Raw genomic sequence first — 26,960 nt, forward strand, 5'->3', positions numbered from 1 at the left:
ACCACCCGGGGGATCGCGCATGCAGTCGGCCACGTCGTCACCGAGCAAGACCGAGACGGCAGTCACCGCAACCGTCGTCGAACATCATCGTCTCCGGCACGACCTCGCCGTCGTCCGCCTCGAATGCGACGACGCCATCGTCGATTTCCGCCCCGGCCAGTACGTCGACGTCGCTGTGCCGCAGCGCCCCACGCTGCCGCGTCGCCTCTCCCCCGCTCTGCCGCCCTCGTTGGACGGCAAACTCGAGTTCCACGTGCGCACGGTTCCGGGCGGCTGGGTGAGCGGGGCGATCGTCGCCGACACCCGACCGGGCGACGTATGGCAGATCGGCGCGGGCCGCGGCGGCGACCTCCACATCGACGACACCGGGCGCATCGTCATCATGGTGGCCGGCGGAACGGGCCTCGCGCCGCTGCGGTCGTTGATCCTCGACGCGGCGCGCCGGCCGGAACCCCCCCGCACCTTCCTGTTCACGGGCGCCCGCAACCCGTGCGACCTGTACGCCGCCGACATGCTCACCCTCCTGTCGGAGGCGCTGCCGTGGCTGACGGTGGTGCCGGTCGTGGAGACCCTCGAGATCCCCGACGTCCCCGACCCCTGGTTCGACCGCATCGCGCCGCGCATCGACGAGTTCGGACCCGACCCCGACGAACTGCTCGAGGGCAGTATCGACGAGGTCGTCACGTCCTACGGCGCGTTCGGCGACCACCAGGTGCTCGTGTGCGGGCCGGCAGCCATGGTGCGCACCACCGCTCAGCGACTGATCGAGACGGGCACCCCGGCCGAGAACATCCGCTACGACCCGTACTGAGCGGCGTCGCGGGCAGCGATGTACCCGAACACCAGGCCCTGTCCGATCGTGGCACCCGCGCCGGGATAGCTGTGCCCGAACGCGTTGGCTGCGGTGTTGCCGATCGCGTAGAGACCGGTGATCGGGCTGCCGTCCTCCCGGAGAACCCGCGCCCGCTCGTCGGCGCGCAGGCCACCGCAGGTACCGAGATCGCTCAAGGTCATCTTCACCGCGTAGAGCGGCCCGCGGGTCAGGGGACGCAGGTTCGGATTCGGCTGGACCGTGGGGTCGCCGTAGTAACGGTCGTAGGCGCTGCGTCCACGCCCGAACTCGGAATCCGTTCCGGCTGCGGCGTCGTCGTTGAACTTGCCGAAGGTCGCCGCGAAGGTCTCCACCGGCACCCCCATCGATGCGGCGAGCTCTTCGGCCGTGGATGCGCGGTGGGCGATGCCCGCCTTGTACCAGGCTTCCGGGAGCGGCTGACGCGGGAACACCCCGGCCGCGAAGACATAGCTGTTGCGGTACTTCTGGTCGAACACGATCCACATCGACTCGACCGGATCACCGGTACGTTCGCGTTCGAGCACCAGCTGTCCGAAGGACATGTAGTCCGACGACTCGTTCGCGAACCGTCGTCCGGTCTGATCGACGATGAAGGAACCGGGCAGGGAACGCTCGGCGAGCATGACCATCGGCGGCCTACCCGGGCGGGTCGGTGCAACGGCGGGGAACCACCATGCCTGATCCATGAGGTCGAGATCGGCGCCGACCTCCTGGGCCGCCTTGATCGCGTCGCCCGTGTTGGTCTCCGCGCCGAGGCTCTCGTGATCGAGCAGGTTCTCGGACTGGTACTTGCGCCGCATCGCCATGTCGTGATCGAAACCGCCCGCGGCGAGCACCACACCGCGACGCGCGGTCACGGTGACCTCCCGCCCGTTCTGCGCCACGACCGCACCGGTCACCCGGTCACCCTCGGTGACCAGACGCACCAGCGAGGTCTCGGTCCACACCGGCACCCCCGCCTTCAGCACACCCGCGAACAGGCCCGCGGCGATGGCCTGTCCACCGGCGACGTATTCACGCTTGACGGCGAGTCCGGCGACGCCCTGTGCCAGCCGCTTGAAGATGCGCGGGAAACCCTTGTGCGGCACGCGCAGCATGAGGTTCATCCACTTGTAGTCGGCGCCCGTGGTGGGCATCGGCAGGCTCGCCTCCATGAGTCCCGGACGCAGCCGCGACCGTTCCTCTCCGAGCACCGACAGGTCGAACGGCAGGCATTCACAGCTGCGGCCCACCGCCGAACCACCCGGAAGTTCGGGGTGGTAATCGGAGTAGCCCTCGGCCCAGAACAGCTTCATGGGAGTGGTGCGGCGGAGCATCTCGACCGTCTCGGTCCCGTAGTCGACGAACGCTTCGCCTCGCTCGACGGGGGCGGTACCGTCGACGACCGACCGGACGTAGGTGTGACCACGCTCGACGGTGTCTCCCGAGCCCGACTCCTTCAGCACGGGATTGGCCGGCACCCAGAAGGCACCACCGGAGCGGGCGGTGGAACCGCCGACATATTCGGATTTCTCGACGATGAGCGCCGACAGTCCCGCTTCGTGCGCGGCGATCGCGGCGGCCATACCTGTACCCGACCCGATCACGAGCAGGTCGACGGTGGTGTCCTGGGCGGGTACCACGGGCGGTACGGATGTCGGGGCCATCGACAGTCTCCTTCTCGTCGTTGTCTGCGGGACGCTAGGGCAGTTGCTCAGGACACGAGCCCGGTCGTCCCGGTCACCGGGAGATCCGCCCGTCGACCAGGCTACGCATCATCTTCCACACCTCCTGCCGCGCCGGCTCGGTGAGCGAGAGCGCAGGGAAGGTCAGGAATCCGTGGAACAGGCCGTCGAATCTGCGGTGCTGCACGGACACTTCGGCTGCGGCGAGGCGTGCGGCGTAGTCGTCGCCGGACGAGCACGGCGGATCGAGTTCGGCGGTGACGACGACCGCCGAGGGCAGTCCGGCGAACGTTTCGGCGCGGGTCGGGATCAGGCGGGGATCGTCGGTGCCGTCCGGTGCGTACTGCTCCCAGTACCACCGCATCGCCGCCGCGGAGTTGTAGTAGCCGGTCCCGTACTTCCGGTACGACTCGGTGTCGAAGTCGTCGTCGATCACCGGATAGAACAATGCCTGACCGAGCACCGCCGGTCCGCCCTTGTCGCGCGCGGCGAGGGCGACGGTGGCGGCGAGGTTTCCACCGGCACTGTCGCCGGCGACCACTATGCGCGCCGGGTCTCCTCCGTACGACGCGATGGCTGCGGCCGCCCAACCGAGCGCGGCGTACATGTCGTCGTGCGCGGCCGGCGCAGGATGTTCCGGGGCCAGCCGGTAGTCGACGGATACGACGACGGCCCCGACGCCGTCCGCCATCGACCGGCAGAACTCGTCGTGACTGTCGAGATCGCAGAAGACGAACCCACCTCCGTGCGCGAACACGACGACCGGGAGGGCGGTCTCGGGGGACTCCGGACGGTAGAGGCGCAACGCGAGGTCGCCTCCGGGCCCGTCGACGACGAGATCGTGCACCTCACGCATGGCGGGGAGGTTCCGGAGCGGACCGCGACGACTGCGGATGATCTCCCGGAGTTCCGTCGGCGGAATCGTCGTGACGTCCGGAAAACCCGCCTCCAGGGTCTTCAGCATGGACTCCACCTCGGGATGCAACGGCATGTCGGTCTCCTCCGCAGTCGATACGTGCGGGCCACGCTAGGTCCGCCCCGGGACGCACCGGAAGGCGATATCCCGTCCATCGGGTCGTGTATCGGCAAGCGGGACCGGACGTGCCCCACGTCCCGTCTCGGCGCACACTCCCTGTCGGACCGATCGACGAAGGAGAGCGTATGACCGACGGATCGAACCGCAGTTCGGCGGTGCGCATCGGAATCACCAGTCCGATCGTCACGCGGGTCCCCGGGGTCTCCGCCCGATGGGAAGCGGGCGCGGGTATCGAGGAACTGTCGCAGATCGCGGTCGCCGCCGATCGCGCGGGATTCCACCACCTCACCTGCAGCGAACATGTCGCCGTACCGGTGCCGGTGGCCGAGACGCGAGGTGGGACCTATTGGGATCCGCTGGCGACCCTCGGCTTCCTGGCGGCCCGCACCGATCGGATCCGGTTGGTCACCCAGGTTCTCGTCCTCGGCTACCACCATCCTCTGGAGATCGCCAAGCGCTACGGCACTCTCGACACGGTCAGCTCGGGACGGCTGACGCTGGGACTCGGCGTCGGTTCGCTCGAGGAGGAGTTCGCGTTGCTCGATGCGCCGTTCACCGATCGTGGCGCCCGTGCGGACGACGCCCTCGCGGCACTGCGCGCTTCCCTCTCACAGCGCGAACCCTCCTATCGTGGAGAATATTTCGAGTACTCGGAGGTGGTCGTCGACCCCTGTGCCGTGCAACCGCGGGTGCCGATGTGGATCGGCGGCCGCACCCCGCGTTCCCTACGACGCGCGTGCGAGTTCGGGGACGGCTGGGTGCCCTTCGGTCTGGCCTTCGACGACATGAAGGCGATGCTCGCGAAGAGACAGCCGCCGCCCGGGTTCGAGATCGTGCTGTCGGTCGCCCGGCTCGACCCGCTCGGCGATCCCGATGCGACGCGGAGGCGACTCGACCGGGCGATCGCAGCGGGCGCGACGATCGTCGGCGCCGGTGTGGACGCCGGATCCGCCGACCACTACTGCGACCAGCTCTCCGCCCTCGCCGAACTGTTCGGCGAGGAATTCGGTGATCTCGACGAGCGGTGACCCCGACATCTCCCGCTGTCCGGGAGAACGTCGATGCCGTGTGCCGGTAGGTCGCTAGCGTCGGCGCGACACCTTTCGTCCCGCACCATCACAGGAGCGACCGTGACCGTTTCCGACGCCCGTACGCAGCGCATCCGCGCCACCGTGCACGCCTATCTCGACGCCGTGGCAGCGGGGGTGGCGGTCGACATCGCCGCCCTGTATGCCGACGACGCCACCCTGGAGGATCCTGCCGGCAGCGAACCCCGCGTCGGCAAGGCAGCGATCACCGAGTTCTACAAGGCTGTCGAAGCCACGGAGAACACCACCGAGCTGCTCACGCTCCGGATCAGCGGAGCGACCGCCGCCTTCCACTTCCGCGTGGTCACGACGGCGGGTGAACAGACCTACGAAGTGGAGCCCATCGACGTCATGACGTTCGACGACGAGGGACGAATCACCAGCATGCGAGCGGTCTGGGCGCCGAGCGACATGCGTGTTCGCTGACCGGTCGACGGGACACGGTTCGCGCACTGCGCCGTGGGTGACGGACACTGGAACGAACGCCGATCGATTGGAGTTTTTGGATGACAGCGGAACACGCGGTGCTCGATCCTCGACGGATCCGCGACGTGATGAGCAATTTCTGCACGGGCGTCACGGTGATCACCGCGCTCGACGGCGACGAGCCTCTCGGGTTCGCGTGCCAGTCGTTCGTGTCCGTATCACTGGATCCGCCGCTCATCTCGTTCTGCCCCGCCCGCACCTCGAAGACGTGGCCGAAGATCCGGGAGGTGGGCACCCTGGCCGTCAACGTCCTGTCCGAGAGCCAGCGCACCCTGTGCGGTGCGTTCGCGGTGAGCGGCGGCAACAAGTTCCGCGGGGTGCGCTGGGAACGAGGCGACAACGGCGCTCCGGCCATCGAGGGAGCCCTCGCGCGGGTCGAGGCGACCGTGGAGACCGAGTACGAGGCCGGCGACCACACGATCGTGCTGGCACGGGTCACCGGGCTGACGTCACTGCACACCAACGGCCCCCTGCTGTTCTTCCAGGGCACCTACGGCGGTTTCGACCGCGGATGACGGGAATAGACGGTCACCGGTAGAGGTTGCTCCGGGGGTGTGCCCGGCGGCCGATACCGGGCCCCGACGCGAAGGATCACCGGTGACCGTTCCCCTCTCCATCCTCGACCTCGCCCACATCGGCAAGGGTGAGACCGCCCGCGAGAGCTTCGACGCCAGCGTGAAGATGGCCCGGCTCGCCGAGCAGTGGGGCTACCGGCGCATCTGGTACGCCGAGCATCACAACATGCCGACGATCGCCTCGTCGGCGACGAGCGTGCTCATCGCGCACGTCGCCGCGCACACCTCGTCGATCCGTCTCGGCTCGGGCGGCATCATGCTGCCCAACCATTCGCCGCTGACCATCGCCGAACAGTTCGGCACCCTCGCCACGCTGCATCCGGGCCGCATCGATCTCGGTCTCGGGCGCGCGCCGGGCAGCGACCAGAAGACCATGCGGGCACTGCGACGCGACCCGACCTCGGCCGACAGCTTCCCGCAGGACGTCCTCGAACTGCAGGCGTATCTGAAGGGCGAGTCGCGGATACCGGGGGTCGACGCGATTCCCGGTAAGGGCACCGACGTTCCGCTGTACATCCTCGGATCGTCGCTGTTCGGGGCGAAACTCGCTGCGTTGCTGGGGCTTCCGTACGCATTCGCATCGCACTTCGCTCCGCAGGCGCTCGAGGACGCGGTGAAGCTGTACCGCCGCGAGTTCCAGCCCTCCCCCGAGCATCCGGAGCCCTACGTCATCGCCGGCGTCGGCGTCATCGCCGCCGACAGCACCGAGGAAGCGCTGTCGTTGTTCGAGGCGACCAAGCGCGCACGGGTCGTGCAGATGGTCGGACGCGGACGCACTTTCACCGACGAGGAGATCGACATGCTGCTCGACTCCCCCGCCGGGATGCAGGTGCTCGAGATGCTGCGGTACACGGCCGTGGGCACTCCCGGCCAGGTGCGCGACTACCTCGACCGCTTCACCGAACACGCGCAGGCCGACGAACTGATCGTCGTCTCCTCGGCCCCCGGACGCGACGCCTGGCTGCGCTCGCTGGAGCTCGTCGCCGAGGTCAGCGACCTGGTCCCGGCCTGATCGACGAGGGCTTACGCGTCAGGCTACCGGCGGGTACACTTCGGCGACCGGTCAGAACCCGAGTCGTCAATCGCAGGAGCAGAATGAAGTACCGCACCCGCGCTGTCGCCGCCGCGGCTCTCACCGTCGCGGCAGCACTCACCGCGCCGGCCACCGCCGCAGCCGATTCGCCATCCCCCGACGGACCCACCATCTCGGTGACGATCCGCAACGACACCGACGCACCGATGGTGCTCACGTCGAAGGACAATCCCTACGGGAGGTGGGTGGACGAGCCGGCCACCGTGGTTCCGGCCCGGTCGACGGAGACGGTGTCGGCGAGCAGCACCGATCGCCGCGGATTCGGAATCCGGATCGGCTACACGATGCCCGGCGACGCGACGGTAGCGCTCATGGCCAACAACTACGGCACGGGCGTCGCGAACGGCGACGGTACCCACATCGAAGGCGTCAACCGGCACGGATTCGCGGTCGCGACGACCGTGGAGGACGGATATCCGTTCATGACAGCGAACTTCGCCGTCACCCGCCCCTGACACGGCACCGGGCCCGGAAGGATACCTGCGTATCCTTCCGGGCCCGGACTCGTCGGGTCACATACTCAGCGCGATGCCGCGTCCATCACCGACAGGTGCGCGAACAACGCGCTCGTGCCGATCGGATTGCCGCCGCCGGGGTAGACGGTGCCGCTGGGTGCGGCCATCGTGTTGCCCGCCGCGTACAGCCCGGGGATCGGTTCGCCGTTGCCGTCGAGCACGCGACCGACGGTGTCGGTCCGCAACCCGCCCTTGGTACCGAGGTCCGAGATGCCGAACTGCGCCGCGTGGAAGGGTCCCTGTTCGATCGGAACCAGCGCGGAACCGCCGCCGGTGAAGGCCAGATCGTACGGCTCGCCACCGCGATCGAAGTCCTCGTCGACGCCCTTCGCAGCCAGCTCGTTCCACCGGGCGACAGTCGCCTGCAGGGTCTCCGCAGGCACGCCGATCTGCTCGGCGAGCTCCTCGAGGGTGCCGGCGGTCTTCCACAACCCCGCCTCGACGTACTTCTCGGTTTCGACGAGAGGCACATTCGTCGCCCCGACCGGCGGAACCGCCCCGCGCCGGTCGTCGTAGATCATCCAGAACGGCAGGGTCATCTCACCACGCTCCATGCGGGCGATGACGTCCCGGCCCAGTCGGTCGTAGGGCGCGTACTCGTTGGTGAACCGCTTGCCCTCCTGGTCGACGAAGATGCCGCCGGTGAAGCACAGCGCGAACGCCGAGCGTCCGTCCGGATGGGTCAGACCCGGCGACCACCAGGCCTCGCCCATCAGATCCACATCGGCGCCCACGGCGATACCCGCCTGGTGCGCCTTGCCGAGATTCGACCACGGACCCATGGAGTCCCGTGCAGCGCCCGGCACACCGTACTTGCTGCGCATCTCGTCGTTCTGATCGAAACCGCCGGCTGCGAGGACGATGCCCTTGCGCGCGCGGATCGTCCGCCGCTCACCGTTGTTCTCGACGACCGCGCCGACCACCACACCGTCCTCGACGATGAGTTCCTCGAGCGGGGTGTTCCGGTGCAGCTCCACATTCGGGTACTTGCGCATGGCGACGAGGAATCGGCCGACGAGAGCGCGACCACCGATGAGCACATCGGGCAGGGCCTCACCGTTGCGTTCGCGGCCGAGGGGGCCACGGACCGACTCGTTGAGCTCGGGGTCGTCGGCGACCGGCAGGGGCGACGGGATGATGTGACGGCCCTGCGCGCGGGCCTTCGGGGCCTTGCCGAAATAGTCGGGCCACGGGTAGACCATGAATTCGAGGTCGTCGTCGGATTCCAGGTAGTCGACGAGGGGGGCGCCGCCGCGGACGTAGGCCTCCTGCAGCTCGCGCGGGGTGCGGTCGCCGACGACCGCGTGGTAGTAGGTCAGCGCGTCCTCGATGGTGTCGTCGTCACCGGCACGCTGCAAGACCGCGTTGGTGGGAAACCAGACACCCCCACCACCGGAATACGCCGTGGTACCGCCGAAGTACTCGGACGCCTCGACGAGGATCACCGAAAGTCCTTCACGTGCAGCGGTGTACGCACCGCAACACCCTCCGGCTCCCGACCCCACCACGAGGACGTCGCATTCTTCCGCCCACTCCGTCATGACTGCTGCCTTCCGTCGACCGTTCGTGTGGAACACGCCACACTAGGCAGAAGGTGAAGAGTCGCGACACGATCATCTCGCTGTACGGGAGAAAAACGTCCGATCGGTCGCGCTCGACCGTGGTGCGGTCGGTCCCGCTCGACCGCGGTGCGGTCAGTCCCGCTCGACCGCGGTGCGGTCAGTCCCGTCGGTTGCGCGGCTTCCAGACCACGAGGGCATTGCTGCGGGCCACCGGCACCAGATCGCCGCGCGTCGAACGCAACTGCACGACCTCTGCGTTGAGTTCCGCGACGCGATGCTGCAGCGCCTCGACCTGGTTGGTCAATTCGATGATCCGCTTGATCCCGGCGAGGTTGACGCCTTCGTCCTGGGAGAGTCGCTGCACCTCGCGCAGCAGTTCGACGTCGCGCGGCGAATACCGGCGGCCGCCGCCGCTGGTGCGATGCGGGGTGACGAGTCCGAGTCGGTCGTAATTACGCAGCGTCTGCGCATGCATCCCGGCGAGTTCTGCTGCCACCGAGATGACGTAGACGCGCGCATCGGGGTCCGGTGACAGATCCCGCGGCATTCTCGTCTCGCTCATCACGCACCTGCCCATCCCTCTCGAGGATCGAAACCGCCTGCCTCTTCTGCACGAAGATAGTTGTGAAGTGCTTCCGTCGCCTTCTCGTCGAGATTCTGCGGGATCGCGACCTTCACGGTCACGAGCAGATCTCCGGCGCCGCCCCCGCGCTTGGGGACGCCGCGTCCACGCACCCGGAGGACCCGCCCGTCGGCGGTTCCCGGCGGGATCTTGAGCCCCACCCGGCCGTCGAGGGTCGGCACCGAGACGGTGCCACCCAGGACGAGTTCGCCGTAACTGACGGGCAGCACGAGGGTGAGATCGTCGCCCTCACGGCCGAACACGCGGTCGGGTCGCACGTGCACCGTCACGAACAGGTCGCCCGACGGGGCACCGCGCAGACCGGCCTCGCCCTGGCCGGCGAGACGGATACGGGAGCCGTCCTTGATACCGGCGGGCACACGCACGGTGATGGTGCGGGTGCGGTTCTGGACACCGGTGCCGCGGCAGTCGGTGCAGGGATTGTCGATGATCGATCCGCTGCCCCGGCAGTCGTCACAGGGCTCGGAGAAACCGAACGCACCCTGGTTGCGGGAGACCACACCGCTTCCGTTGCAGTTCGGGCACACCCGCGGACTCGTTCCCGGCTGGGCACCGCTGCCGTGGCAGGTGGTGCACGGCGCCGGGCTGGTCATCCGCAGGGGAATCGTGACGCCCTGAACGGCGTCGCGGAAGTCGAGCGTCGTCTCGGTCTCGACATCGGACCCGCGGCGCGGACGCGAACGACCGGCGGTGGGCGCGGTGCCGCCACCGGCGCGGTTGAACAGCCCGCCGAACAGGTCGCCGAGCCCACCGTCGCCGCCACCACCACCGCCGAACAGGTCGCCGATGTCGAAGGTCGCCCCGGTGCCACCGGAGAATCCGCCGGTGCCGGCACGGAAGCCACCACCGCCGGGGAAACCGCCGGAGGCGAACATGCGCCGGGTCTCGTCGTATTCCTTGCGCTTGGCGGGATCCGACAGAACGGCGTTGGCCTCGCTGACGGCCTTGAAGCGCTCTTCGGCCTTCGCGTCACCGTGGTTGGCGTCGGGATGCAGATCCCGTGCCAGTTTCCGGTAGGCCTTCTTGATCTCGTCCTGCGTCGCGTCGGGGGAGACGCCCAGGTCCTTGTAGAAGTCCTTCTCGATCCACTCCCGCTGGCTCACCGGGCGTCTCCTCCTCTCGCGTTTTCTTGTTCTTACTCTGTGCCGGACTCACCCGACGGCGTATCCACCGGATCGCCGTCGGTCACCGTCACCATCGCGTGCCGCAGAATGCGGTCGCCGAAGCGGTAGCCCTTGCGGAGCACCGCCCCGAGCACCGGATGGTTGCCGTCGCCTTCCATCTGGACGGCCTCGTGCAGTTCGGGATCGAAGGCATCGCCCTCGACACCGAATGCGGCCAGTCCGAGGGAGTCGAACACGCCGGTGAGCTTGTCCGACAATGCTTTCAACGGACCCGACTCGAGGTCGCCGTGCGCGCGGGCACGGTCGAGGTCGTCGAGGACGTCGAGGAACTTCGCCGCGACGGATGCCTTGGCCTCCTCCGCGGACGCCGCGCGCTGCGCTTCGGCGCGGCGACGGTAGTTCGCGAACTCCGCGCTCACCCGCTGCAGGTCGGCGGTGCGCTCGGCGAGTTCCTTCGCCTCCTGCGACTGCCCCTCGGTCTTCTCGGCCTTCTCGGCCTCACCCTCCGCAGGAACCGACTCGATCACCTCACCCTCCTCGGCGCGCGGCTCGTCGGCCGGGTCGCGCACCTCGAAGGTCTCGGGGTCGATCCGTCGCTTGTCGGTGACGGTCACCGGTTCCTGCTCGGGCTTGTCGGCACTCACTTCTTCTCCGAATCGTTGGGCTCGTCGACGACCTCGGCGTCGACGACGTCGTCGGCACCTGCGGCCGCGCCGTCACCGGCAGCGGCACCGTCGGCGCCCTGCGCCTCGTAGATGGCCTGGCCGAGTGCCTGCGACTCGGTCGCGAGCTTCTCGACGGCGGCCTTGACCGCGTTGATGTCCGAGCCGGAGAGAGCGTCGTTGGCCTCCTTGACGGCAGCCTCGACCTTCTCCTTGACGTCGGCCGGCACCTTGTCCTCGTTCTCCTTGATGAACTTCTCGGTCTGGTGCACGAGCGACTCGGCCTGGTTGCGGACCTCGGCCTCCTCGCGACGCTTGCGGTCCTCCTCGGCGTGGGCCTCGGCATCCTTGACCATCCGGTCGATCTCCTCCTGGGACAGGCCGGAGCCTTCCTGGATCTTGATCGTGTTCTCCTTGCCGGTGCCCTTGTCGCGGGCGGTGACGTGGACGATGCCGTTGGCGTCGATGTCGAAGGTCACCTCGATCTGCGGGACACCGCGCGGAGCCGGTGCGATGCCGCCGAGCTCGAAGGAGCCGAGCAGCTTGTTGTGCGCCGCGATCTCACGCTCACCCTGGAAGACCTGGATCTGCACGGACGGCTGGTTGTCGTCGGCCGTGGTGAAGGTCTCCGACCGCTTGGTGGGGATCGTGGTGTTGCGCTCGATGAGCTTGGTCATCACGCCGCCCTTGGTCTCGATACCGAGCGACAGCGGGGTGACGTCGAGCAGGAGCACGTCCTTGACCTCGCCCTTGAGGACGCCGGCCTGCAGGGCAGCACCCACGGCGACGACCTCGTCGGGGTTCACACCCTTGTTGGGCTCGCGGCCACCGGTGAGCTCGCGCACCAGATCGGTGACGGCGGGCATACGGGTCGAGCCGCCCACGAGGACGACGTGGTCGATGTCGCCGACGGAGATGCCGGCGTCCTTGACGACCTGCTGGAACGGAGCGCGGGTGCGCTCGAGGAGGTCGCCGGTGATCTTCTGGAACTCCGAGCGGGACAGCTGCTCGTCGAGGAAGAGCGGGTTCTTGTCGGCGTCGACGGTGATGTACGGCAGGTTGATCGAGGTCGACTGCGAGGACGACAGCTCGATCTTCGCCTTCTCCGCGGCCTCACGCAGACGCTGCAGGGCCATCTTGTCCTTGGTCAGGTCGACGCCGTGCTGCGCCTTGAACTTGTCGACGAGCCAGTTGACGATGCGCTCGTCCCAGTCGTCGCCGCCGAGATGGTTGTCGCCGGAGGTCGCGCGGACCTCGACGACGCCGTCGCCGATCTCGAGGAGGGACACGTCGAAGGTGCCGCCACCGAGGTCGAAGACCAGGATGGTCTGTTCCTTCTCACCCTTGTCGAGGCCGTAGGCGAGCGCGGCCGCGGTGGGCTCGTTGACGATGCGCAGGACGTTGAGACCGGCGATGGTGCCGGCTTCCTTCGTCGCCTGACGCTGGGCGTCGTTGAAGTACGCCGGGACGGTGATGACCGCGTCGGTGATGTCTTCACCGAGGTACGACTCGGCGTCGCGCTTGAGCTTCATCAGCGTGCGGGCGCTGATCTCCTGCGGCGTGTACTTCTTGTCGTCGATGGCCACGGTCCAGTCGGAGCCGATGTGGCGCTTGACCGAACGGATGGTGCGGTCGACGTTGGTGACCGCCTGGTTCTTGGCGGGCTGCCCCACCAGAACCTCACCGTTCTTCGCGAATGCGACGACGGACGGGGTGGTACGGGACCCCTCCGCGTTGGCGACCACCACGGGCTCGCCGCCTTCCAGAACGGAAACGACCGAGTTGGTGGTTCCGAGGTCGATGCCGACCGCACGAGCCATAATTTTCCTCCAATGTTCCTGCCGCGGCGCGTGTGCACCGCGAAAACGTTCCATGCCGACCTGAGCCTGTTCGACTCAGGTGAGCGCGGTCGACTCAAGCCTGCACCGGAGCGACTCTCGTCGTCAAGTGAAGTTGAGCCTGTTGCACTCAAGTTGTCTGACTCGTCCAACGGCAGGTCGTGGGAATTTGTTCCGGAGGTGACGAGCGTCACTCATGTGCCCAATCCTGTCGGCTCGTCTGCCGCCGCGTCCGAAACGACCCGCTGGGCGGGATATGCCGGTGCCGTGCCGCTTCTCTCGGTCATAGCGTGAATTCACTTCATGAACCCCAGGTCCGGTCCTGTACGGACCGGACGGCTCGTGCTCGCGGAAAGGCTTCCCCCAGTGAACGGACGACATTCGGAACCCGAGATCATCACCGACTTCGACGTCGTCGTAGTCGGTGCCGGCATCGCCGGTTTGTACGCGATCCATCGTTTCCGCAGCCGCGGCCTGACGGTCCGGGCGTTCGAGGCCGGATCCGGGGTAGGCGGTGTCTGGTACTGGAACCGCTACCCCGGAGCGCGCTGCGACGTCGAGTCCATCGACTACTCGTACTCGTTCTCCCCCGACCTCGAGCAGGAATGGAACTGGAGCGAGAAGTACGCCACTCAGCCCGAGATCCTGGCCTATCTCGAGCACGTCGCCGATCGTTTCGAGCTGCGCCGCGACATTCGGTTCGACACCCGGGTCACGTCGGCGGTTCTCGACGAGGACACTCTGCGCTGGACCGTACGCACCGACGGCGGCGACGTGGTCTCGGCGCGGTTCTTCGTCGTAGCGGCCGGACCGCTCTCGAATGCGAATATTCCTGCCTTCGACGGCCTCGAACGTTTCACCGGCGATGTCTTCCACACCGCCCACTGGCCCCACGACGGTGTCGATTTCACCGGCCGGCGCGTCGGCGTGATCGGCACCGGATCGTCGGGCATCCAATCCGTCCCGATCATCGCCGAGCAGGCCGAGAAGCTGTTCGTCTTCCAGCGCTCCGCCAACTACAGCATTCCGGCGGGCAACAGGCCGCTCGACGACACCGCCCGCGCCGAACAGAAGGCGAACTACGCCGAACGACGGCGGTTGTCCCGGGAATCCGGTGGCGGTTCCCCGCACCGGCCGCATCCGAAGCCGGCACTCGAGGTGTCCGAGGAGGAACGACGCGCCGTCTACGAGGAACGCTGGAAACTCGGTGGTGTCCTCTTCTCGAAAGCCTTCCCGGATCAGCTCACCGACCGGGCGGCCAACGACACCGCCCGCGCGTTCTGGGAGGAGAAGATCCGCGCGGTCGTCGACGATCCCGCAATCGCCGAACTGCTCGTCCCCGAGGACCATCCCATCGGGGCCAAGCGCATCGTCACCGACAGCGGCTACTACGAGACGTACAACCGCGACAACGTCGAACTCGTCGACCTGCGCAGCACCCCGATCGTAGGGATGGACGAGACCGGCATCATCACCACCGGGGCCCACTACGACCTCGACGGGATCGTCCTCGCCACCGGTTTCGACGCCATGACCGGATCACTCGACAAGCTCGAGATCGTGGGGCGCGGTGGACGTAGCCTGAAGGACAAGTGGGCCGCCGGACCACAGACCTATCTCGGCCTCGGCATCGACGGCTTCCCCAACTTCTTCAACCTCACCGGCCCCGGCAGCCCGTCGGTCCTTGCGAACATGGTGCTGCACTCCGAACTTCACGTCGACTGGGTCGCCGACGTCATCGCCTATCTCGACGCTCGCGGCGCGGCCGGCATCGAGGGCACCCCGGAGGCCGTTGCCGACTGGGTGGAGGAATGTCGCAGCCGGGCCGAGGCGTCGTTGCTGAATTCCGCGAACTCCTGGTACGTCGGCGCGAACATCCCCGGACGACCCCGCGTGTTCATGCCCTTCCTCGGCGGCTTCGGTGCCTACCGCGACATCATCACCGAGGTAGCGGAATCCGGCTACAAGGGCTTCACGATCATCGAGGGTTGACATTCGCCGCGATCGACGCACGTCACGAGGCGGGCTCTGCCGGAACACGGCGGAGCCCGTTCCCTGCCTCGGCGTCCGGGTTCTGCAACCGACGCGAGTACCCGGCGGGCCGCGCCGACAGCCGAGCGCGAATGCTCCGCTGCCGGCACGACCCGGTGTGCGTGATCGGAATCAGTTGCGCCCGTCGAACAACGCGTCCGGTCGTAACTTCTCGTTCAAGGTTCTCGCACGTTTGGATGCCAGGCGCTCGAACTGCTCGGGGTGGCTCGAGATCCAGAAGTCGTCGCGCACGATGCCGTCGAACAACACCCGCGCGGCGTCGTCCGGCGCCATGCCTTCCCGGATCTGTTCACGCCAGAAACCGGCGTCGTCAGTGGTCGCGTCGCGGACCGGGACGTCCTCGAAGATGCGCGTGGCGACCTGGCCCGGACTGAACACCGAGACACCGATCTGCGGATACACCTCGGCGCATTCGAGATAGAGACATTCGGTGAGCGCCTGGACGCCGTGCTTCGACGCCGCGTAGGCCGTCATCCGCGGTGTGATGGCGATGCCACCCACCGAGCACGTGTTCACGATGTGCGACCGACGCGGGTCGGCACCCATCCGCGGGACGAACGAGCGGATACCGTGGAAGACACCCAGCAGATTGACGTCGATCACCCGGCGCCACTCGTCGGCGGGAACCTCCCACGTGAAACCGAGAGATTCCAGCCCCGCATTGTTGAGAAGCACCGACACCGAACCGAATTCGGAGTACACCGCGTCCGCGAGGGCATCCACCGCGGCCGCATCACGGACGTCGGTCGGGATCACCAGCGCCGTGTGCCCGTCGGCTCGCAGCTTCGCCGCGACCGTCTCGGCACGGTGGGCGGAGACGTCCGCGAGCACCACGTTCATGCCGAGTTCGGTGGCCCGGCGGGCCGCGCTCTCCCCGATGCCGCTGCCGGCTCCGGTCACGACAGCGGTGCCGCCCGCAAGATCCTCGAATCGCACGGTGCCTCCTACTTCACGCAGTGGCCGGCGTCGACGGGCAAAGTCACACCGGTGACGTAGCGGGATTCCTCGGATGCGAGGAACAGGCTCGCGTTCGCGATGTCCTCGGGCTCGATCAACGGCACCGGAAGCAGATGCATCGATTGCAGAGCCGCCTCGAATTGTTCCCGTGTCGGGTCCTCGGCACCCGGGCAGAAGGTGCGCATCGTGGCCGGGTTCTCGACCATCGGGGTCCGGGTGTTGGCGGGATGGATCGTGTTGACCCGCACCCGTTGCGGCGCAAGCTCGTTCGCGAGCGATTTCATCAGGCCCACGACACCGTGTTTGGCGGCGGTGTAATGGCCGACACTCACGAGCCCACGAAGACCGGCGATGGAGCTGATCAGCACGATCGAACCTCCGCGCCCGCCGTCCAGGATGTGGGGAATGGCCGCCTTGCACGTGCGCCACACGCCGGTCAGGTTGACGTCGAGCATGGTCTGCCAGCGTTCGGTGTCCATCTCGGTCGCCCGGCCCGAGGAGCTGATCCCCGCCGTCGCGCACACGACGTCCAGGCGGCCGAGTGTTGCGACCGCCTGCGCCACCGCATCGTCGAGCGACGGCTGATCGCGCACGTCCACCTCGAAGGGACAGATCTTCCGACCGAGCGATTCCACCAGTCGCACGGTCTCGGCGAGATCGTGGGGTGACGCACCGGGAGTGGTCGCATGTTCGACCGGTGCGCACACGTCGACGGCGACGATGTCGGCGCCCTCCTGCGCGAACCGCACGGCCTGGGCGCGTCCCATACCTCGTGCCGCACCGGTGATCAGCGCGACCTTCCCTTCCAGGCGTCCACTCATCAGGCCACCTTCTGGGTCAGACCGCCGTCGACGATCATCTGCAGGCCGGTGACGTACCGGGATTCGTCCGATGCCAGGAACAACACCGCATTGCTCACGTCGACCGGTTCGATCCACGGCACGCGCAGGACCGTCTTCCTCGACAGCACCTCGGCGGCGTCGTCGGCGGTGGGAGCGTCGAGGTCGGGGCGCAGCCGCGCGAAGGTCGCGGGATTGAGCGTCATCGGCGTCGCCGCCGCACCCGGGTGGACCGTGTTGACGCGGATCGTCCGTGACCCGAGTTCGTTGGCGAGGGTCTTGGCCAGGCCCGTGACCGCGTGCTTCGCCGCCGAGTAGTGCGACGCCCCCGGTACGGCCTTGATCGCGGCGGTGGAACTGACGATGATCACCGAGCCCCCGGCGGGATCGAGTTCGGCGACACCGGCCTTGACGGTGTGCCAGGTGCCGGTGAGGTTGACGTCGATCGACCGGTTCCAGATCTCGTCGTCGATCTCCCAGGACGGTCCCGGATTGTCACTGATGCCGGCGTTGGCGACCACGACGTCGAGCGGCCCGAGTTCGGACACTCCGGACCGCACCGCCGCGACCACCGCGTCGAAGTCGCGGACGTCCGCGGTTCCGGTGACGATCCGGCGCCCCGTGGCCCGCACGAGGCGGGCAGTTTCGGCCAATGCGGGCTCCGTGCGACCGCCCGGCAGATCCAGCGCGACGATGTCGGCGCCTTCCTCGGCCAGCCGTGTCGCGCACGCGCGACCGAGCCCACCTCCCGCACCCGTGATCAATACGGTCTTCCCCGTCATCCGCATGGTGCACCTGCTGTCGTCCGCACGATCCGTGTTTCCTTCCGACGTGGCTTGCCGTGAGGTGACGCTAACCAGCGGGGACTCGCGTTCGGGAGGGTTTCTCCCACGTGGCGGGAGGGACGCGTCCGAGCCTTCGGTTCTTCGCGTTCCATCCAGCGGGAGGAACTGTTTCCCTCCGACACGCCGATGAGTTCTATGAGGCAGATCACATATCTCTCCCCCATGACGGTACGGAGGAATTCATGTCTCTCGACGCAACCCCGGCAGTCTCGGACGACGACATCGAGGTCCGCGAGATCGAAGCCGCGGCAGCCCCCACCCGCTTCGCGCGTGGCTGGCACTGTCTCGGTCTCCTCCGCGACTTCCAGGACGGCAAGCCGCACTCCATCGAGGCCTTCGGCACCAAGCTCGTCGTCTTCGCCGACAGCAAGGGACAACTCAACGTCCTCGACGCCTACTGCCGGCACATGGGCGGTGACCTGAGCCGCGGTGAGATCAAGGGTGACTCCATCGCGTGTCCGTTCCACGACTGGCGCTGGAACGGTAAGGGCAGATGCACCGACATCCCCTACGCCCGCCGCGTGCCGCCGATCGCCAAGACCCGCGCGTGGACGACGCTCGAGCGCAACGGTCAGCTCTACGTGTGGAACGACCCGCAGGGCAACCCGCCGCCGGCCGACGTCACGATCCCCGAGATCGCGGGCTACGGCACCGACGAGTGGACGGACTGGAGCTGGAAGACTCTGCGCATCAAGGGCTCGCACTGCCGCGAGATCGTCGACAACGTCGTCGACATGGCGCACTTCTTCTACATCCACTACTCGTTCCCGCGTTACTTCAAGAACGTCTTCGAAGGCCACACCGCCACGCAGTACATGCACTCCACCGGCCGGGAGGACGTCATCTCCGGCACCAACTACGACGACCCCAACGCCGAGCTGCGTTCTGAGGCCTCGTACTTCGGTCCGTCGTACATGATCGACTGGCTCGAATCCGATGCCAACGGCCAGACCATCGAGACGGTCCTCATCAACTGTCACTACCCGGTGAGCAACGACGAGTTCGTGCTGCAGTACGGGGCGATCGTCAAGAAGCTGCCGGGTCTGTCCGACGAGGCGTCGGCCGGAATGGCCGCACAGTTCGCCGAGGGTGTGCAGCTGGGTTTCGAGCAGGACGTCGAGATCTGGAAGAACAAGGCACCCATCGACAACCCGCTGCTGTCCGAGGAGGACGGCCCGGTGTACCAGTTGCGCCGCTGGTACCAGCAGTTCTACGTCGACGTCGAGGACGTCACCGAGGACATGACCAAGCGCTTCGAGTTCGAGATCGACACCACCCGGGCGGTCGCGAGCTGGCAGAAGGAGGTCGCGGAGAACATCGCGAAGCAGGCCGAGGGTTCTGCCACGGCGTCCTAGTCCCCCGCCGCGCAGAACCACACCCACCAGAAGGAAAGTCAGCATGAGCTACGAAGTCCTGGCCTGTATCGAGGCCGCCGCCGACGACATCTTCGTCGAAGGCATCGAGGCCGAGCGGATCGGCAAGGTCGCCGACGCGACCGCCAAGCGCATGAAGGAGGCCGGCTGCATCCGCATGCTGCAGCCCAAGGAACACGGCGGCCTCGAGGCCCACCCGCGCGAGTTCGCGGAGACCGTCATGCGGATGGCGTCGATCAACCCGTCGGCGGGCTGGGTCCACGGCATCGTGGGCGTGCACCCCTGGCAGCTCGCGTTCGCCGACCCCCGGGTCCAGCAGGAGGTCTGGGGCGAGGATCAGGACACGTGGCTCGCGTCGCCGTACATGCCGGGCGGCATGTGCGTGCCGGTCGACGGCGGTTACACGTTCTCCGGCAGGTGGTCGTTCTCCTCCGGGACCGACCACTGTGACTGGGCGTTCCTCGGTGCCTTCGCGTGCAACCCGGACGGCAGTATGCAGATGCCGCCGCGAATGCTGCACGTGATCATTCCGCGCTCGGACTACGAGATCATCGAGGACTCCTGGGACGTCGTGGGTCTGCGCGGCACCGGCTCCAAGGACGTCGTGGTCGAGGACGCGTTCGTGCCCGACTACCGCGTCATGGACTGCGACGAGGTCATCGACGGGACCGCGGTGCGCAAGTACGGCCGCACCGAGACGCTGTACCTGATGCCGTGGTCGAACATGTTCCCGCTGGGCATTACGTCGGCCACCATCGGCATCTGCGAGGGTCTCCTGCACCACGCCAACGAGTACCAGCGCGAGCGCATCAACCCGCAGGGCACCGCGGTCAAGGACGATCCGTACACGATGTTCGCGATCGGTGAGGCCACCGCGAAGCTGCGGTCGGCGCGGGATTCGCTGCTGGCCAACGTCGATCGCATGTGGGATCTGGTCGACGCCGGCAGGACCCCGACGTTCGAGCAGCGCGCTCTGGGCCGCGAGACCCAGGTGAACGCGGCATGGCAGGCCGTCACCGCGATCGACCAGGTCTACGCCCGCTGCGGCGGCAACGCCCTGCGCATGGACAAGCCCATGCAGCGCTTCTGGCGCGACGCGCACGCCGGGCTGCACCACGCGATCCACGTTCCCGGCACCGTCTACCACGCCGCGACATTGAGCAGCCTCGGCGTGGACCCGCAGGGCCCGCTGCGTTCCATGATCTGACCGCTGGATCACCACTACTTCGAATCCACAACGGAGACATACCATGACGAACCCCCATGTCGGCGGCTTCGGCACCGACATCCGCGCCCTGGGCTACGTGAAGGTCCAGACCGACAACATCGAGCGCTGGCGCACCTTCGCGTTCGACGTGCTCGGTTTCGCGAAGGGCTCCGGCCCGGACCCCGACGCCCTGTACCTGCGCATGGACGAGCGCGCCGCGCGCATCGTCGTCGTACCGGGTGAGACCGACGAGGTCGTCACGGTCGGCTGGGAGGTCCGTGACCATGCCGCACTGGTCCGGGTCACCGAGGCCGTCGAACGCGCCGGCATCGCGGTCAAGCCGCTGTCGCTCGAGGAGGCGGACGCCCGCCGCGTCGAGGAGGTCGTCACCTTCCAGGATCCCGCCGGCACCACACTCGAGGTCTTCCACGGCGCGGTCCTCGACCACAGCCCGGTCGTGACCCCGTTCGGTGCCGAGTTCGTCACCGGCGCACAGGGTCTGGGTCACGTCGTGCTGCCGACGATGGATCCGAACGGCACGTTCGACTTCTACACCGACGTCCTCGGCTTCCTGCCGCGCGGCGCCTTCCGGATCCCGGCGCCGCCGGAGTTCGGCCCGCTGCGGGTGCGTTTCCTGGGTGTCAACCAGCGTCACCACAGCCTCGCGCTGTGTCCGGCCCCGCACGGCGGTGCGCCCGGCCTGGTGCACATCATGGTCGAGGTCGACACGCTCGACGCCGTCGGGCAGGCGCTCGACCGTGTCGTGAAGGACGGCTTCTCGGTGTCGTCGACGCTGGGCCGCCACACCAACGACAAGATGGTGTCGTTCTACGTGCGGGCCCCCGGTGGCTGGGATATCGAGTTCGGCACCGACGGGCAGTTGGTGGACGAGACGTTCTACACGTCCGAGGAGATCACCGCGGACAGTTACTGGGGCCACGACTGGTCCGGCAGCGAACCTCTCGCAGCGATGTAGCGCCACACGCTGCGCAGCCCTGTCCGTACAACCACAGATCGCTCCCCGAGGAGGGGGAACCCCATCCGGCCAGGACAACGGGTTCCCTCTCCTCGGCATACGATCCGGGTGATCCACTTCACAAAGCGGCAAGAGTATGTCACTATTCCTAATAGAAATACCAACGTCAGCTGTGTTTCGTGGCAATCTTCGCCCGGATCGAGGGAGATATCGGTGACCGCACCCGCGACTGCAGACTCCACCCCCACCGCGATTCTCGAACGAATCTCGCTCGTCCTGGACGCCTTCGACGGCCCGGGGCGCCTCACCCTCGCCCAGGTCGTCAGGCGGACCGGGCTCCCCCGCTCCTCCGCTCATCGGATGCTCGAACGCCTCGTAGAGATACGGTGGCTACGCCGCGAAGGCCGCGACTACGAGCTCGGCACCCGCCTGATGGAACTCGGCTCGATCGCCGTGCACCAGAACCGCCTGCACAGCGCGGCCGCTCCGATCCTGCAGGACCTGCACCGCGCCACCGGTTATGTGGTGCATCTCGGAGTGCTCGACGGATCCGATGTGCTCTATCTCGACAAGGTCGGTGGCCGGCTCGCTGCGGAGCTGCCCACCCGCGTGGGCAGCCGCTATCCCGCACGTGATTCCGCAATCGGCAAGACCCTGCTCGCCTACACGCCGGACGGCACCCACGACCTCACCGACTTCACTCCCGAACTGCGCAAGGTCCGGGAGATGGGCGTGGCGTACGAGGTGAGCCGGATCTCCGGGGGAATCGGCGTCATCGCGGTCCCGATCGGCCCCGTGGGCGATGTCGTCGCCGCCCTGTCCATCTGCGGACCGACCGGACACCTCGAATTCGATCATCGTCACGCGGCCCCGGTCCGTATGGCGGCGAAAGCGATCCACCGATCCCTCACCGGACGTCCCCGCACCGCGCCGGCTGCGCCACGCCCACGTCACCCCGGTCCGCCCGCCGCGACAGCGCACTCCCGCCTGCAATACGCCTGACCACCACATCCTGCGCCGTCGGTGCCCGCCACCGGCGGAAGGGAGAACTAGCTCCGCTCACGCCGTTCGAGACCGAGCACGAAATCCTCCACCTCGCGCCAGGATCCCGACGCCTTCGGAACCGGATTGCCCAACTCGTCGCGCGCCCGGACACCCGAGAACGTCTCGGCCGCCTCGTCGATGTCGGTCAGCACCTGTCTGGCCAGATCGATCTCCGCCTGGAAATAGCGTTCGGCCCACAGCAGGCTCATCCTGGAGAACGCCCAGGCGGGTTCGCGAGTCGCGTGCTCTCCGTGCAACCCGGCCCGCTCCCGCATCGCCTCCATGTTCTCGATATGCGACCGGACGAGTTTCTTCAGTTCCTCGGGCTCGTTGAGATGCCCCATCCACAGCCGCAGCATGAGGCCGTGTTTGAGGACCGGCTGCTCCACGGGCGCGTCCCGCGACCAGTTCCGCACGGCGCGGGTGCCACGCTCGGTGATGCGGTAGACCCTGCGGCCCCGCTCCCCGGGCTCGGACACCATTTCCGACTCGGCCAGTCCCGCCGACTCGAGTTTCTTCAACTCGGCGTAGATCTGGCTGACGGACGGACTCCAGTAGAAGAAGCCGATGCTCCAGTCCGCCCACTTCTTCAGGTCGTATCCGGTGAGTCCCTCACCGAAGGTGAGCATGCCCAGAACAGCCCAGCTCGTGGCGGGCAACGACGGATAACTGTCGTCGGACACGTCGGCGACAGGCTCGATCTCGGGCATGTTCGAAGCCTAACAGCCCAGGTAGATGCGGGTGCGGCAGCCGGGATTCCGTACCCGGGCCGGAACATGATCTCCCGGTCCGTGGGAGAACGGGCAGCCGGGCCGCTCGCCGGTGACTACCGTCGCAGTCACGATCAAGGAGGTCCGATCATGGACAGCGTCCGGTGCAACACGTGTGGCAATCGCGTCCTCGTCGAGAAGTACAGCGAGGCGCACACCAGCATCCAATGGCTCGACGACGCCGACCGCGTCTGCCCCGAGTTCGCACGGTCCCGCACCACCCGGGACGGTCGCGCCTGGGTTCCCACCTGCCACAAGTTGCAGCAGACGATCGACGACCTGATCGTCTCGGGCCAGATCGGCCTGTCGCTGCGCAGCTATCCGGTGCCCGGTCGACTCGAGTGACCCCCGACGGACCGCCGATCTCCCTCCCGGGGCTACCGCACCCCCGCGACCAGCCCTTCCGCACTGCGCGCCGCCACCGAGGCGGCCTTCGCGGTGAACGGATCGAGCAGCGGGTGCTCTGCACGGGACCGCCAGTGCCGCACCGCATCCACGGCCGCCGCCCGGATCTCGGCGGGCGAGGCGTCGTCGACGAGACCGAGCCGACGGGTGGCGCCGATCCCGAACCCACCGACCACGCGCTGCAACGCGAGAACCTCTTCGCCGGGCAACGACACCGTCGACGACCGCAATCTGCCCAGCAGTCGGAGCTCGGCGAAACCGTGGTCGTCGGCCAGTTCGCGCCGCACCACTCCCAGCAGTTCGCGGTCGCCGCACATGTCCAGCACCCGTTCGAGTGCCAGCAGCGCCGAGTGGGTCTTGAGCTGATCGGCACGCTGACCGAACTGCACGTCGATCACCTGACGCAGCTCGTCGAGCCCACTGCGCGCGACGAGTTCGGCGGCGAGAGAAGGTGAATCGCGGGCACCGAGCTGCACGAGCAGCACCGCCGTGCGGATGCCGAACAGACCGAACCTGTCCACCAGACGCGCGCGCATCCCGGGATCGACGGGAAGGTCGACGTCCGGTCGCGCGAAGCGGTCGGCCGACAACATCGCGACCTGCAGTTGCTCCGCCGGGACCTGCGCGAGCGCCTCGAACGCTGCGAACTCGTTCTGCCGCAGCGTCCGTGCGGCGAGCGCGAGCAATCCGGCGACCGGCACGACCGCCTGACACAGGCCGGTGCGTTCGAGTTCGTCGGTGAACCTCGCCGCGACCTGCTTCGCCGACATCATCGCGTCGGCGCGACCGGCCCCGACCTCGTCGGCACGCGACACCACCCCGACGATCCCGAGCGGCCCGGCTCCCCCGCCGACATGCCGGCCGATCCGCTCGAGGAACTCGACGTCGGCGGCACCGAGCGAACGCATCAGGTAGACGACGGCGTCGGCACCCGAGGCCGACTCCTCCGGGGTGAGCAGGGCCAGGGTCCGCGCCGACACCTCCCGCGACAGCGACGACGTGCCGGGAGTGTCGATGATGGTGGTCTGGGCCAGGGCGCTGGCCGGCCATTCGACGTCGATGAAGTCGACGCGGTCGGCGGTGAGATCACCGAGGTCGAAGGTCAGACGGCCGTCGGGGCGCTGCACGGGCACCGGCATGTGACGATCCCCGTCGTACCAGGCGTTCACCGACGGTACGGGTCCGTTGCGGTACCAGGTGACGACGCGCGTGCATTCCGTCGCGTCGGTGGGCGCGATGTCCTGTCCCACGAGCGCGTTGAGCAGGGTCGACTTGCCGGCCTTGAGGGATCCGGCGAGCGCGACCCGCAGCGGCTGGTCGAGTCGCGCGGCACACTCGTCGAGTCGGTCTGCGACAGCCGGGTTTCCACCGTACGACGCGCGGGCCCGGCCGAGCAGGTCGCGGGCGCGGGCGAGAGCCGGGATCACGCCTGCACTCCCGCGAGTTCCGCGGCGCGGGATCGCAGTCGGCCCAGTTCCGCGACCTGCATGTCGAGTTCACCGATCCGACGCCGGCGTTCCTGCTCCTGCACGGTCGCGGCCTGCCGGGCCGCGTCGAGCGACTCGTCGAGCGAACGCAGTGTCTGCTCGGCGATCTCGGTGAAGTGATCGCGGAGCTGACGCTGGATGAGGCGCAGCCGGTCCTTCGATTCCTTGCCGACCTGGAAACTCACGTCGTCGGTGAACTTGCGGATCGCGTTCTTCGCGTCGGCGCGACGCTTGGTGAGCCGTACCTGCTTGTCGTCGCGGTATGCCTTGGTGCCCAGCACGACTCCGGCTCCCACCGAGATCGGGTTCACGAGGGCCATGCCCATGAGGGTGGTGACGAGACCGAACATGAGCACCCCACCGTAGGAGCCCTTCATGCCGACGAGCACCTTCTGACCGATCCCGATCCGGCCGGATTCGAGATCGGACAGGTTCTCGACGGGTTCGAGCAGTCTCGACAGGTCGCCGAGATGCAACGACGGCAAGGAGTCGTCGTCGAGTGCGAAGTGCTCGGCGACCTTGCCTGCGAGCGCCTCGGCGCGTTCGTGCGCCCACACGAAGTTGTCGCCGACGGATTCGGCGACCTGCTCGGCCAGCCACTGCCCGAGGCGCGGCCATTCCTTACCCGGATCGCATTCGTCCACGGACGCTTCAGCATCGCGGGTGACCGTGCGCAACCGGTCGCGCAGATCGTGGTCGATGTCGGCCGCGAGGTCGGCGATGCCGTCCGACAACGTGATCTGCCACCGCGCCGCCCGCGTGCGCAACGCTTCGGTCGCGGCGCGCGCCCGGTTCAGGTCCTCGATCGCGGCATTGCCGGATTCGGGATCGCGCAGAGCTGCGAGTTCGCTCTCGCACCCGAGCGCGAGATGGTCGACGACGGTCTTCACATCGTGTGCGACGGACAGTCGCGCCGAATCGGCGTTCCGCGCGACCACCTGTTCGCGCAGGAAGTCGTAGATCGCATCGAAACCCGACTCCCGGTGCAACGAGGCATCTTCGGTGCGCAATGCGTACTCGCGCAGCAGCGACGAGACGGGCAGCAGCGGCAGGTCGAGCCCGGCTCGCTGCAGGTGTTCACGGTCGGCGTCGACGATCGCACGCCAGTGCGGATACACATCGGTCTTGGTGACGAGCACCGCCGAGGCCGGGCACAGCGTCTGCACCTGCCGCAGGAACGACATCTCCGGCGCGGTGAACTCCTGGCTCGCGTCCGAGACGACGAAGACTGCGTCCGCCGTCGCGAGCAGCGTCAATGTAGCTGCGGTGTGCGGATTTCCGTGCCCGCCCACGCCCGGGGTGTCGACGAACACGAGTCCGTCGGCGAGCAGCGGACTCGGCACACTCACCTCGAGCCGGTCGACGTCCCGACCGGCGCTGCGCGGCGCGACCTGCTGCAGGTCGTCGAAGGGAACAGGGATCCGCGGGGCCGAGCCCGACGGGACGAGTTCGGCGGACGGTTCGTGTCCGTGCTGCACGAGCGTGGCGACCGCGGTGGTCTCGTCGTCGCCGACGGAACACACCTCGAGGCCGAGCAGTGCGTTCACGAAACGGCTCTTGCCCTGGTTCAGTCCCCCGACGACGACCACCCGCAGTCGCGGGTCGGAGACCTTCGTGCGGGCGGCCGTGAGCCTGTCGGTGAGATCGTTGCGCCCGGCGCTACGGGAGCGGTCGATCGCGGAGTCGATCAGGTCGAGGAGCGCTCGGCGTCTCGAGGGATCGGATGAACGCTGCGTATCCGGTGACTGCTGCATGGGCTGCGTCGACTCGCCTTCCGTCGGTGCGGGCTCCGGACATTATGTCCTGGACGCCACCGACGATGCGAGTCAGGGCAGCAGTTCGTCGAGCTCGGTGGAGTCGGTGGCG

Annotated in this window: 25 protein-coding genes; 12 read left to right on the top strand and 13 right to left on the bottom strand. The window is 67.7% G+C overall.

What is annotated here, in order from left to right; genetic code table 11:
• Positions 1 to 19 precede the first annotated feature (19 nt).
• The gene (locus tag A8G18_RS03700) at positions 20 to 811 is read left to right on the top strand and encodes an FAD-binding oxidoreductase (RefSeq protein WP_064062742.1); all 792 of its coding nucleotides are present in this window, start codon (positions 20 to 22) and stop codon (positions 809 to 811) included.
• On the opposite strand, the gene A8G18_RS03705 is transcribed toward A8G18_RS03700, so the two are convergent.
• Positions 796 to 2,499, bottom strand: coding sequence for a 3-ketosteroid-delta-1-dehydrogenase (locus A8G18_RS03705; RefSeq protein ID WP_064062743.1), 1,704 nt, complete (start codon positions 2,497 to 2,499; stop codon positions 796 to 798). The genes A8G18_RS03700 and A8G18_RS03705 overlap by 16 nt on opposite strands.
• A 73-nt stretch (positions 2,500 to 2,572) precedes the next feature.
• Entirely contained in the window at positions 2,573 to 3,508 is a 936-nt protein-coding gene (locus tag A8G18_RS03710; RefSeq protein ID WP_064062744.1) for an alpha/beta hydrolase, read from the bottom strand.
• Positions 3,509 to 3,708: 200 nt separating this feature from the next.
• Here A8G18_RS03710 and A8G18_RS03715 point away from each other — a divergent pair, with 200 nt between their 5' ends.
• From A8G18_RS03715 to A8G18_RS03735, 5 genes are all read left to right on the top strand, one after another.
• Positions 3,709 to 4,581 carry an LLM class F420-dependent oxidoreductase gene (locus A8G18_RS03715; protein ID WP_207213573.1) on the top strand — a complete coding sequence of 291 codons (873 nt, stop codon included), beginning with the start codon at positions 3,709 to 3,711 and terminating at the stop codon, positions 4,579 to 4,581.
• Positions 4,582 to 4,683: 102 nt separating this feature from the next.
• Complete coding sequence (locus A8G18_RS03720; RefSeq protein WP_245207767.1) at positions 4,684 to 5,067, top strand: nuclear transport factor 2 family protein; 384 nt, start codon at positions 4,684 to 4,686, stop codon at positions 5,065 to 5,067.
• Positions 5,068 to 5,147: 80 nt separating this feature from the next.
• The gene (locus tag A8G18_RS03725; protein ID WP_064062746.1) at positions 5,148 to 5,642 is read left to right on the top strand and encodes a flavin reductase family protein; all 495 of its coding nucleotides are present in this window, start codon (positions 5,148 to 5,150) and stop codon (positions 5,640 to 5,642) included.
• An 82-nt stretch (positions 5,643 to 5,724) separates the two neighbouring features.
• Positions 5,725 to 6,714: an LLM class flavin-dependent oxidoreductase gene (locus A8G18_RS03730; RefSeq protein WP_064062747.1), complete on the top strand. Its 990-nt coding sequence runs from the start codon at positions 5,725 to 5,727 to the stop codon at positions 6,712 to 6,714.
• A gap of 83 nt (positions 6,715 to 6,797) precedes the next feature.
• Positions 6,798 to 7,250, top strand: a complete 453-nt coding sequence (locus tag A8G18_RS03735; protein WP_064062748.1) for a hypothetical protein — start codon at positions 6,798 to 6,800, stop codon at positions 7,248 to 7,250.
• A gap of 65 nt (positions 7,251 to 7,315) precedes the next feature.
• On the opposite strand, the gene A8G18_RS03740 is transcribed toward A8G18_RS03735, so the two are convergent.
• The 5 genes from A8G18_RS03740 to dnaK all read right to left on the bottom strand — a co-directional run bounded on the left by A8G18_RS03740 (position 7,316) and on the right by dnaK (position 13,121).
• The gene (locus A8G18_RS03740) at positions 7,316 to 8,851 is read right to left on the bottom strand and encodes an FAD-binding protein (RefSeq protein WP_064062749.1); all 1,536 of its coding nucleotides are present in this window, start codon (positions 8,849 to 8,851) and stop codon (positions 7,316 to 7,318) included.
• A 178-nt stretch (positions 8,852 to 9,029) separates the two neighbouring features.
• Positions 9,030 to 9,434: a heat shock protein transcriptional repressor HspR gene (locus tag A8G18_RS03745; RefSeq protein WP_016933859.1), complete on the bottom strand. Its 405-nt coding sequence runs from the start codon at positions 9,432 to 9,434 to the stop codon at positions 9,030 to 9,032.
• A complete protein-coding gene (dnaJ, locus tag A8G18_RS03750) occupies positions 9,434 to 10,618 on the bottom strand; it encodes a molecular chaperone DnaJ (protein ID WP_064062750.1) in 1,185 nt (394 codons plus the stop codon). Before dnaJ ends, A8G18_RS03745 begins: the two co-directional genes overlap by 1 nt.
• Before the next feature lie 32 nt (positions 10,619 to 10,650).
• Complete coding sequence (gene grpE, locus A8G18_RS03755) at positions 10,651 to 11,283, bottom strand: nucleotide exchange factor GrpE (RefSeq protein ID WP_064062751.1); 633 nt, start codon at positions 11,281 to 11,283, stop codon at positions 10,651 to 10,653.
• Entirely contained in the window at positions 11,280 to 13,121 is a 1,842-nt protein-coding gene (gene dnaK / locus A8G18_RS03760; RefSeq protein ID WP_064062752.1) for a molecular chaperone DnaK, read from the bottom strand. Before dnaK ends, grpE begins: the two co-directional genes overlap by 4 nt.
• 384 nt (positions 13,122 to 13,505) lie before the next feature.
• Here dnaK and A8G18_RS03765 point away from each other — a divergent pair, with 384 nt between their 5' ends.
• Positions 13,506 to 15,131 (top strand): flavin-containing monooxygenase, encoded by a 1,626-nt coding sequence (locus tag A8G18_RS03765; protein ID WP_064062753.1) that lies wholly within the window; start codon positions 13,506 to 13,508, stop codon positions 15,129 to 15,131.
• Between the two features lie 171 nt (positions 15,132 to 15,302).
• Here A8G18_RS03765 and A8G18_RS03770 read toward each other — a convergent pair whose 3' ends face one another.
• From A8G18_RS03770 to A8G18_RS03780, 3 genes are read right to left on the bottom strand one after another with little or no spacing between them, the layout of a single operon-like run.
• Positions 15,303 to 16,127, bottom strand: a complete 825-nt coding sequence (locus A8G18_RS03770; protein WP_064062754.1) for an SDR family NAD(P)-dependent oxidoreductase — start codon at positions 16,125 to 16,127, stop codon at positions 15,303 to 15,305.
• 8 nt (positions 16,128 to 16,135) lie between these two features.
• Positions 16,136 to 16,969 (bottom strand): mycofactocin-coupled SDR family oxidoreductase, encoded by an 834-nt coding sequence (locus A8G18_RS03775; RefSeq protein ID WP_064062755.1) that lies wholly within the window; start codon positions 16,967 to 16,969, stop codon positions 16,136 to 16,138.
• Complete coding sequence (locus A8G18_RS03780) at positions 16,969 to 17,769, bottom strand: mycofactocin-coupled SDR family oxidoreductase (protein ID WP_084421449.1); 801 nt, start codon at positions 17,767 to 17,769, stop codon at positions 16,969 to 16,971. The genes A8G18_RS03775 and A8G18_RS03780 overlap by 1 nt, the downstream gene beginning before the upstream one ends.
• Before the next feature lie 245 nt (positions 17,770 to 18,014).
• On the opposite strand from A8G18_RS03780, the gene A8G18_RS03785 reads away from it, so the two are divergent.
• The 4 genes from A8G18_RS03785 (at position 18,015) to A8G18_RS03800 (ending at position 22,390) form a co-directional block, all read left to right on the top strand.
• Positions 18,015 to 19,187, top strand: a complete 1,173-nt coding sequence (locus A8G18_RS03785) for a 3-ketosteroid-9-alpha-monooxygenase, oxygenase component (RefSeq protein ID WP_064062757.1) — start codon at positions 18,015 to 18,017, stop codon at positions 19,185 to 19,187.
• Positions 19,188 to 19,230: 43 nt separating this feature from the next.
• Positions 19,231 to 20,412, top strand: a complete 1,182-nt coding sequence (locus A8G18_RS03790) for an acyl-CoA dehydrogenase family protein (protein ID WP_064062758.1) — start codon at positions 19,231 to 19,233, stop codon at positions 20,410 to 20,412.
• Between the two features lie 43 nt (positions 20,413 to 20,455).
• A complete protein-coding gene (gene bphC, locus A8G18_RS03795; protein WP_064062759.1) occupies positions 20,456 to 21,388 on the top strand; it encodes a biphenyl-2,3-diol 1,2-dioxygenase in 933 nt (310 codons plus the stop codon).
• A gap of 213 nt (positions 21,389 to 21,601) precedes the next feature.
• Positions 21,602 to 22,390 carry an IclR family transcriptional regulator gene (locus tag A8G18_RS03800; protein WP_064062760.1) on the top strand — a complete coding sequence of 263 codons (789 nt, stop codon included), beginning with the start codon at positions 21,602 to 21,604 and terminating at the stop codon, positions 22,388 to 22,390.
• Positions 22,391 to 22,437: 47 nt separating this feature from the next.
• Here A8G18_RS03800 and A8G18_RS03805 read toward each other — a convergent pair whose 3' ends face one another.
• Positions 22,438 to 23,142, bottom strand: a complete 705-nt coding sequence (locus tag A8G18_RS03805) for a PadR family transcriptional regulator (protein ID WP_064062761.1) — start codon at positions 23,140 to 23,142, stop codon at positions 22,438 to 22,440.
• A gap of 150 nt (positions 23,143 to 23,292) precedes the next feature.
• Between A8G18_RS03805 and A8G18_RS03810 the strand changes: the two genes are divergently transcribed.
• Complete coding sequence (locus A8G18_RS03810; RefSeq protein ID WP_026003359.1) at positions 23,293 to 23,547, top strand: hypothetical protein; 255 nt, start codon at positions 23,293 to 23,295, stop codon at positions 23,545 to 23,547.
• A 32-nt stretch (positions 23,548 to 23,579) separates the two neighbouring features.
• On the opposite strand, the gene A8G18_RS03815 is transcribed toward A8G18_RS03810, so the two are convergent.
• Both A8G18_RS03815 and A8G18_RS03820 read right to left on the bottom strand, forming a co-directional pair.
• On the bottom strand, positions 23,580 to 25,034 hold the full coding sequence (locus A8G18_RS03815) for a dynamin family protein (RefSeq protein ID WP_064062762.1): 1,455 nt from the start codon (positions 25,032 to 25,034) through the stop codon (positions 23,580 to 23,582).
• Positions 25,031 to 26,848 (bottom strand): dynamin family protein, encoded by a 1,818-nt coding sequence (locus tag A8G18_RS03820; RefSeq protein ID WP_064062763.1) that lies wholly within the window; start codon positions 26,846 to 26,848, stop codon positions 25,031 to 25,033. The genes A8G18_RS03815 and A8G18_RS03820 overlap by 4 nt, the downstream gene beginning before the upstream one ends.
• Positions 26,849 to 26,960 lie beyond the last annotated feature (112 nt).

Source organism: Rhodococcus gordoniae, assembly GCF_001646655.1.
GTDB classification, from domain to species: domain Bacteria; phylum Actinomycetota; class Actinomycetes; order Mycobacteriales; family Mycobacteriaceae; genus Rhodococcus; species Rhodococcus gordoniae.

Coding starts and splice junctions, on each gene's coding strand:
- A8G18_RS03700 (WP_064062742.1), top strand. CDS start 20: ATGCAGTCGGCCACGTCGTCACCGAGCAAGACCGAGACGGCAGTCACC.
- A8G18_RS03705 (WP_064062743.1), bottom strand. CDS start 2,499: ATGGCCCCGACATCCGTACCGCCCGTGGTACCCGCCCAGGACACCACC.
- A8G18_RS03710 (WP_064062744.1), bottom strand. CDS start 3,508: ATGCCGTTGCATCCCGAGGTGGAGTCCATGCTGAAGACCCTGGAGGCG.
- A8G18_RS03725 (WP_064062746.1), top strand. CDS start 5,148: ATGACAGCGGAACACGCGGTGCTCGATCCTCGACGGATCCGCGACGTG.
- A8G18_RS03735 (WP_064062748.1), top strand. CDS start 6,798: ATGAAGTACCGCACCCGCGCTGTCGCCGCCGCGGCTCTCACCGTCGCG.
- A8G18_RS03740 (WP_064062749.1), bottom strand. CDS start 8,851: ATGACGGAGTGGGCGGAAGAATGCGACGTCCTCGTGGTGGGGTCGGGA.
- A8G18_RS03745 (WP_016933859.1), bottom strand. CDS start 9,434: ATGAGCGAGACGAGAATGCCGCGGGATCTGTCACCGGACCCCGATGCG.
- dnaK (WP_064062752.1), bottom strand. CDS start 13,121: ATGGCTCGTGCGGTCGGCATCGACCTCGGAACCACCAACTCGGTCGTT.
- A8G18_RS03775 (WP_064062755.1), bottom strand. CDS start 16,969: ATGAGTGGACGCCTGGAAGGGAAGGTCGCGCTGATCACCGGTGCGGCA.
- A8G18_RS03780 (WP_084421449.1), bottom strand. CDS start 17,769: ATGACGGGGAAGACCGTATTGATCACGGGTGCGGGAGGTGGGCTCGGT.
- A8G18_RS03785 (WP_064062757.1), top strand. CDS start 18,015: ATGTCTCTCGACGCAACCCCGGCAGTCTCGGACGACGACATCGAGGTC.
- A8G18_RS03790 (WP_064062758.1), top strand. CDS start 19,231: ATGAGCTACGAAGTCCTGGCCTGTATCGAGGCCGCCGCCGACGACATC.
- bphC (WP_064062759.1), top strand. CDS start 20,456: ATGACGAACCCCCATGTCGGCGGCTTCGGCACCGACATCCGCGCCCTG.
- A8G18_RS03805 (WP_064062761.1), bottom strand. CDS start 23,142: ATGCCCGAGATCGAGCCTGTCGCCGACGTGTCCGACGACAGTTATCCG.
- A8G18_RS03810 (WP_026003359.1), top strand. CDS start 23,293: ATGGACAGCGTCCGGTGCAACACGTGTGGCAATCGCGTCCTCGTCGAG.
- A8G18_RS03820 (WP_064062763.1), bottom strand. CDS start 26,848: ATGCAGCAGTCACCGGATACGCAGCGTTCATCCGATCCCTCGAGACGC.